The organism is Roseovarius autotrophicus (assembly GCF_018069895.1).
GTDB classification, from domain to species: domain Bacteria; phylum Pseudomonadota; class Alphaproteobacteria; order Rhodobacterales; family Rhodobacteraceae; genus Roseovarius; species Roseovarius autotrophicus.
In genome coordinates this window covers 1-851 of the sequence record NZ_JAGQDH010000077.1, presented here as the reverse complement: position 1 = coordinate 851, position 851 = coordinate 1, and the positions used below count along the sequence as shown (strand labels likewise).

Below are 851 nucleotides of genomic sequence, written 5' to 3'. Positions count from 1 at the left end.
CCTTCGAGCCGGACCACGAGCGGGACTTTCAGCCCGACCTCCTTGACCGCCGCCACCACGCCCTCGGCGATCACATCACAGCGCATGATGCCGCCGAAGATGTTGACAAGGATGCCTTTCACCTGCGGGTCGGAGGTGATGATCTTGAACGCTTCGGTGACCTTCTCCCGGGTCGCGCCGCCACCCACATCGAGGAAGTTGGCAGGCTCGGCGCCATACAGCTTGATGATGTCCATCGTTGCCATCGCCAGACCCGCGCCATTGACCATGCAGCCGATCTCGCCATCCAGCGCGATATAGTTGAGGTCGTATTTCGAGGCCTCAAGCTCCTTGGGGTCATCTTCGGTGGTGTCGCGCAACTCGGCGATGTCGGCGTGGCGGTAGATCGCGTTCGAATCGAACCCCATCTTGGCGTCGAGGCATTTGAGATCGCCCTTGTCGGTGACGATGAGCGGGTTGATCTCCAGCATCTCCATGTCCTTCTCGACAAAGAGCCGGTAGAGCGTGCCCATCAGCGCCACGCATTGCTTGACCTGCCCGCCGGAAAGGCCAAGGCCAAAGGCGATGCGGCGGCCATGGAAAGGCTGATAGCCGGTGGCGGGATCGACCGCGAAGCTGAGGATCTTCTCAGGCGTCTTTTCGGCCACCTCCTCGATATCCATGCCACCCTCGGTCGAGGCCACGAAGCTGATGCGGCTTGTGCCGCGATCCACCAGCAGCGCAAGGTAAAGCTCGCGCTCGATCCCCGAGCCGTCCTCGATATAGATGCGGTTGACCTGCTTGCCCGCAGGCCCGGTCTGCTTGGTCACAAGCGTGCGCCCGAGCATCCGGCGCGCCTCCTCGGCGGCCTC

At 62.6% G+C, this 851-nt stretch carries 1 protein-coding gene; it reads right to left on the bottom strand.

The features are described from left to right. Window positions 1–851: ADP-forming succinate--CoA ligase subunit beta (sucC, locus tag KAK09_RS18620; RefSeq protein ID WP_210880408.1), on the bottom strand; the 851-nt coding region annotated here is incomplete at both ends.